General features: G+C 59.5%; 3 protein-coding genes. 1 reads left to right on the forward strand and 2 read right to left on the reverse strand.

Translation table 11 applies throughout. The features are described from left to right. Positions 1-472: 472 nt before the first annotated feature. Entirely contained in the window at positions 473-2,425 is a 1,953-nt protein-coding gene (locus AAAB35_RS17335) for a M23 family metallopeptidase (RefSeq protein WP_340669525.1), read from the forward strand. Between the two features lie 23 nt (positions 2,426-2,448). Here AAAB35_RS17335 and AAAB35_RS17340 read toward each other — a convergent pair whose 3' ends face one another. Both AAAB35_RS17340 and clpB read right to left on the reverse strand, forming a co-directional pair. Next, complete coding sequence (locus AAAB35_RS17340) at positions 2,449-3,861, reverse strand: L,D-transpeptidase (RefSeq protein ID WP_340669526.1); 1,413 nt, start codon at positions 3,859-3,861, stop codon at positions 2,449-2,451. Between the two features lie 177 nt (positions 3,862-4,038). Next, positions 4,039-6,651, reverse strand: a complete 2,613-nt coding sequence (clpB, locus tag AAAB35_RS17345; RefSeq protein WP_340669527.1) for an ATP-dependent chaperone ClpB — start codon at positions 6,649-6,651, stop codon at positions 4,039-4,041. Positions 6,652-6,808: the final 157 nt, after the last annotated feature.

The raw sequence follows: 6,808 nt of genomic DNA on the forward strand, positions 1-6,808 counted from the left end.
TCCACACCAGACAATCAGTCTCGCGACCAAAAACCGTGCAAACCTTAGGGCGCATTCAGCAACCGCCAGCGGCGCCCCGCCCTCGTTGTGCCGGTATATAGACCCCACCCAACAAAACTGTCAACACCGATTTTGAAGAATTTATGAAAAATATGACGGTTCGCATTTCGTACCATTATCGGCCGTCCGCACGGACGCTCAAAGCCAAGCCGGCAAATCCAAATGTGATCGTCTCGGCCACAAACATGCCCCATTCGAGACCTAGCGCTCGCGCCAACGACGTAGCGGGCCTCAGCGGCCAGGAGGATCGAATGTGCAAGGCCCACAGCCGTTTCCGCTCCTTGCGTTGACATCGTGAAGCCGCAGGGGCAAAACTGCGGCCTCGTTGACTTCATGCCAGGACAAGCCTGGCCGGCAAACGCGCCGGGAACCACCTGCATTCACAACGGCGACAGGATCACACTTTAAAGGTATGAGCGAGTACGAGGGGCACTCATCGATCGATCCGGGCAATGAGCCGCCGCTTATCACGGACGGACGCCGCGGGCCGCCGGATCGTCGCGAGATCTCCGCGCGCTGGCTTGCGGGCACGTTCCTTACCGGCATAACCTCAAGCGTATTGATGGGCGTCGCGCTTTTTGCAGCGCTCGACGGCCGCGAGCAGCTGGCGACGCCGCCTGAACTGATCGGGCGCAATGCCATGCCGGCTCCAGCCGATGCGAGTGGCGTGACCAAGGGTTCGCGCGTCGTCGCAACGACCCCTATACAAAAAAACCGTGATCGACGCCGCCTCGACGTTTCAACAATGTTCAAGGACGGCGAGCGCGATGTCGTCCGTTCCATGCCCTTCGAATTCGTGCACATAGCGCTCGCCGACGTTCACAACTCCAACCGCCGTTATCCGAATTTCAATCCGCTTGACGTCTTTGCCGAGGCCAATGAGGACACGGACCCGACGCCGAGGACGGGTCAGATTTACGGCGCCAAGGTGGAGAGCGAAGTCAGCCTGCGCACCGTCGATTTTCCGCTGACGACGGCACAATACGATCCTGCCGACGATCTTAGCGTCGATGCGGTTGAAGAGGTGGTGCGGAACACCGGCTCGCTTTTGACCGATGGCGCCATTCAGGTTGCCTCGCTGCACTATGTCGATCCGCTGCGCTTCGGCACTGACGAAGACCCCTACAATCTGCGCAATCCCCTTGCAGTCAAGATCATCCAGGAGAATGTCAGCGTCGCGCCGCGCCTGCCCGAAGATGCTGCTAGCACCGGCTATTCGGAAGCGCTGATACCGTTCCGCAGCGACAAGGAAATCATCGCCGCCCTGAACGACGCGGGCTATGAAAGCGACGATGCAACGGGCATGTCCGAAGCCATCAGCAAGCTCTTGAACTCGCCGAAGCTAAAAAGCGGCAGCGTGCTGCGGCTCGGGATCGAATCGCGCGACAATCTCGACCGGATCATGCGCGCCAGCGTCTACAACGGCAGCACCCATATTCTCACTATTGCGCTCAACGACAGGGAGCAGTACGTGCCTGCGGATGAGCCGGAAATGACGCCGGGCCTGCAGGTAGCCTTCGATGATAGCCCCGCAGGATCGCGGCGCACCGAAGATCTCCCCACCGTCTATGACGGAATCTACCGGGCCGGCATCGCGTATGGCATGACCGATCCGATGATCAAGCAATTGATCCGCATGCTGGCTTCGGACGTCGACTTCCAGTCACAGCTCAGCCCATCGGATGAACTCGAAGCGCTGTTTTCGCTGCCGGCGGGCTCGGACAAGGCCGGGGACGAATCGGAGATTCTTTATGTCGCCGCAAATTTCGGCGGTGACCTCAAAAAGTTCTATCGGTTCCATGGCGAGGACGGCACGACCGACTACTACGACGAGAACGGCAAGAGCTCGAAGCAGTTCCTGCTGCGCAAGCCGGTACCCAACGGCACATTCCGCTCGCCATTCGGCATGCGCCGCCACCCGATCCTCGGCTATTCGCGCATGCATACCGGGGTCGACTGGTCCGCGCCGCGCGGCACGGCGATTGTCGCAGCCGGCAACGGCGTTGTCGAGCGCGCCGGCTGGACCAATGGCTATGGCATTCAGACCGTCATTCGCCATGCAAACGGTTATGAAAGCAGCTATTCCCATCAGAATGCTGTCGCGAGTGGCGTGGTCGCAGGCGCCCGCGTTCGCCAAGGTCAGGTTATCGGCTACCTTGGCTCGACCGGGCTTTCGACCGGGCCACATCTTCATTACGAATTGATCGTCAACGGCTCGAAAGTCGACCCGATGCGCATTCGCCTGCCGAGCGGCGGCGAACTGCAGGGCGATGATCTCATCGCGTTCCAGCGCGAGCGTGAGCGGATCGACCAGTTGCTGAAGGATGAAGGCGGCGACGGCACCAAGGTTGCCGCCAGCGGCTAAGGCTGCTTCGCCCGCATACGCCTTTATTCCTGGAACTCGACGGTCACGCCCTTTTGCACGAGTTTGGAAAGTTCCGTTGCGTCCCAATTCGTCAAACGCACACAGCCATGGCTGTTGGTCTTGCCGATCTTCGATGGTTCGGGCGTGCCATGAATACCGTAGGTCGGCTTCGACAAGGCAATCCATACCGTACCGACCGGGCCATTCGGGCCAGGCGGGATGGTCAGCACCTTATCGTTCTCGCCCTGCTTGAAGTTCAGCTTCGGATTGTATGTATAGTTGGGATTGAGCGCGATGCGTTCAACCTGGACTGTGCCTGATGGTGACGGCGTATCGGTCGATCCGATCGTCGCCGGATAGGCGACGACGAGCCGGCCTTCCGCATTATAGCCCCGCACCTGCTTGCGGCCCTTGTCGGCGATGATTCGCATGACCGCGCCGCCGGCATTCTGACCGGGATTGGCAACCTGAATGGAAACACCCGGCGTATTGAAATCAACACCGGGGTTGATCTCCTTCAGGTAGTTTTCATCCATGTGGAAACGTTCTGCCAGCATCTCGGTGACCGACGTAAAGGCCATGCGTTCGAGTTGGGCCTTGTGGCCATAATCTTCCGGAATGGACGCGACGAACGGGTAGGCAGCATCCTCGGAGGTGATCGTATAGGGCACGATTGCCGGACCGCCGGTTTGCTCGAGAGAAGCGTTGATCCCCTCCTCGTTGAGGGGATCAAATTGCTGGCCGGTCATTTCTTCAAAAGCGGCAACAGCCTTGTCGACATTGCCCCCCTTGTGGCCGTCGATCACGCCGGGAGACACGCCGATCCGATCGAGCAGTACCTGGATCGCTGCAATCTTCGCCTTCGCGCCCTGCCCTTTCGGCAGTTCCACTGTCGGCGCGGGGTTCGGATGCGCTGGTATCTGTTCCTGCTGCGGCGTGTCATAGAACCCGTCATTTGGCGATTCGGGCGGATTGAGGTTCGGATCGGACGGATTCAAATCGGATTCGCTGCCCGCTGGTGGCAGTTGCTGCCGGTCGACGCTGCCGTAGTCGCGTTCGGAAGGCAGCGCCGATTGCTGTTCGTAGGGACCGTTGCCCGGTCCCGCGTAGGGATCGTTGGGAATCGCGCCGGTATCATAGGGATCCTGCGGCGCTTCTGGGAAATAATCCGTGCCCTGATCGTTGCGTGGTTCCTCGACCGACACGACACGGCCGCGGCGATCCAGGGTGACCTTGCGGCCATATTCGTCGTAATAAACGCGATAGGCCTCGCGGCGCGGGCGGCGCTCGCCTTCGAACCACTGCGCCAATGTATAGGAATGCGGTGCGCTGACGGCCGGGGCAATCATTCCAGCCGCGCTCGGCGTCGCGGGGGCGGTGGCGCCCGCCGAAGCAACAAGCAATAGTCCAAGCAATGAATAATGATATGAGGCCATGCCTTTTAGGTTTCCGGTTACCGCCGCTAACGCGACATTAATCATAAATGACCGAACTTCCTGTCATTATGGTTAATGCCTCCACGCTTTTATCGTTGCATTTATGGGATGAACGAGACGTGAAAATGGCCGCGCTGTGGCGGCCATCTTCTTTCTTTCAGTGTTGCGAAAGCGCAATCATGCTGCTTCGCTCTTTTCGCGCTCCGGAGCGGATTTGACCGACTTGAAATTGAGCCGGTCCGATCCCGCCGTAATCTTCACTGTCGAGCCGTCGAGAATATCGCCGAGCAGGATTTTCTCCGCCAGCGGATCCTGCACCTCTTTCTGGATGACACGCTTCAGCGGTCGCGCGCCATAGGCCGGATCGTAGCCCTTATCGGCGAGCCAGTCGGTTGCTTCGCTGTCGACCTTGATCGTGATCTTGCGATCGACGAGCAGCTTCTGCAGATGTTCGATCTGGATCGCGACGATCTTGCCCATGTCCTTGCGCTTCAGGCGATGGAACAGGATGATCTCGTCGACGCGGTTGAGAAACTCCGGCCGGAATGCCAACTTGACGACGCTCATCACCTCATCACGCGCTACGTCGACATCCTGGTCTTCGCCAAGGGCCGTCAGATACTCCGCGCCAAGGTTCGACGTCATGATGATCAGAGTATTGCGGAAATCCACCGTCCGGCCTTGACCGTCGGTGAGGCGACCATCGTCGAGAACCTGCAAGAGCACATTGAACACATCAGGGTGGGCCTTTTCGATCTCGTCGAAAAGGATGACCTGATAGGGGCGCCGCCTCACCGCCTCCGTCAGAGCGCCGCCTTCCTCGTACCCGACATAGCCGGGAGGAGCACCGATCAAACGCGAGACGGAATGCTTTTCCATGTATTCGGACATGTCGAGCCGGACCATGGCCGTCTCGTCCGCGAACAGGAATGCCGCCAGCGCCTTGGTCAACTCGGTCTTGCCGACGCCTGTTGGGCCGAGGAAAATGAACGAGCCAATCGGCCTGTTCGGATCCTGCAAGCCGGCGCGTGCACGGCGAATCGCCTTGGATACTGCCTGTACCGCCTCACCCTGGCCGACAACGCGCTTGGCGAGTTCGTCTTCCATACGCAGCAACTTTTCACGCTCGCCCTCGAGCATCCGGTCAACCGGAATGCCGGTCCAGCGCGAAACCACCTGGGCAATGTGATCGGGAGTGACCGTTTCCTCCACCATCGAGGTGGCATTGTCCTGCTGCTCCGCGGCGGCAAGTTCCTTCTCGAGCGCCGGGATTGTCCCATAGGCGAGCTCGCCCGCCTTCTGGTATTCACCGTTGCGCTGAGCTGCGGCGAGCGCATTGCGCGCATCATCGAGCTGACGTTTCAGGTCCGCTGCGTGGCCAAGCTTCTGCTTTTCCGCCTGCCACGTGTTGGTCAGAGCTGTCGACTCTTCCTCGAGTCCAGCGAGCTCGTGCTCCAGGCGCTCGAGCCGGTCGCGCGAAGCATCGTCTTTCTCTACTTTCAGCGCCTCGCGCTCGATCTTCAGCTGCATGATGCGCCGATCAATCTCGTCGAGTTCCTCCGGCTTTGAATCGACCTGCATACGCAACCGCGCAGCACCTTCGTCGACAAGATCAATCGCCTTGTCGGGCAAGAAGCGATCGGTGATGTAACGGTTCGACAGCGTGGCAGCGGCAACAAGGGCCGAGTCGGAAATACGTACCTTGTGATGCTGTTCGTACTTTTCCTTGAGACCGCGCAGGATCGAGATGGTGTCCTCGACCGTCGGCTCGTCGACGAAGACGGGCTGGAAACGACGGGCAAGGGCAGGATCCTTCTCGACGTGCTTGCGGTATTCATCAAGCGTGGTGGCGCCTACGCAGTGCAGTTCGCCGCGCGCAAGCGCGGGCTTCAAAAGGTTGGAGGCGTCCATCGCGCCTTCGCCCTTGCCGGCGCCGACAAGCGTGTGCATTTCGTCGATGAAGAGGATGATCTCGCCATTGGCGGACGTTACTTCTGAAAGTACAGCCTTGAGGCGCTCCTCGAACTCGCCGCGATATTTCGCCCCGGCAATGAGCGCGCCCATGTCGAGCGCCATCAACTTCTTGTCCTTCAGCGATTCCGGCACATCGCCATTGACGATGCGCAGCGCCAATCCCTCGGCGATGGCTGTCTTGCCAACGCCGGGCTCGCCGATAAGAACCGGATTGTTCTTGGTGCGGCGCGACAGCACCTGGATCGTGCGGCGGATTTCATCGTCGCGGCCGATTACCGGGTCTAGCTTGCCTGCCCGCGCATCGGCTGTCAGGTCGCGCGCATATTTCTTCAAGGCGTCGTAGGTATTCTCAGCGGAAGCAGAGTCGGCTGTACGGCCCTTACGGATATCGTTGATGACCGCATTCAAGCCAGCCGGCGTTACCCCGGCACGGCTGAGAATCTCTGATGTCTTTGCCGACTTTTCGATCGCCATTGCTGTAAGCAGGCGCTCGACAGTGACAAAACTGTCGCCGGCTTTCTTGGCCACTTCCTCGGCGGTCGCCAACACCTTGGCGAGAGGCTGGGAAAGGTAGAGCTGGCTGTTGCCGCCGGTTACCTTGGGCATCGCGTCAAGGGCAGCCTGAAGGCCGAGCCGCACTTCTTCAACGTTCCCGCCGGCTCGCTCGATCAGCGACGCCGCGAGACCTTCCTCATCGTCGACGAGTACCTTAAGCAAATGCTCGGGGGCAAACTGCTGATGATTGGAAGAGAGTGCAAATGTCTGCGCCGACTGGATAAAACCGCGAACCCGTTCGGTGTATTTCTCAATATTCATTACTTGTCTCCTTTTCCCGGACGACCCTCAAAGTGGCATCGCGCGGTGTTCTGGTGACGGGTCCCCTGCGAGAGGCGAACCCATTCGCTCGAGTGAGATATGGGAAGCTGTTCCTAGGCTCGCAAGGTCGAAATCGGAGCTTTTATCATGCCAGATG

The organism is Phyllobacterium sp. (assembly GCF_037994425.1).
Taxonomy (GTDB): domain Bacteria; phylum Pseudomonadota; class Alphaproteobacteria; order Rhizobiales; family Rhizobiaceae; genus Phyllobacterium.

Excerpts from the sequence above, each read along its gene's own strand:
- AAAB35_RS17335 (WP_340669525.1), top strand. The coding sequence starts at position 473 with ATGAGCGAGTACGAGGGGCACTCATCGATCGATCCGGGCAATGAGCCG.
- clpB (WP_340669527.1), bottom strand. The coding sequence starts at position 6,651 with ATGAATATTGAGAAATACACCGAACGGGTTCGCGGTTTTATCCAGTCG.
- AAAB35_RS17340 (WP_340669526.1), bottom strand. The coding sequence starts at position 3,861 with ATGGCCTCATATCATTATTCATTGCTTGGACTATTGCTTGTTGCTTCG.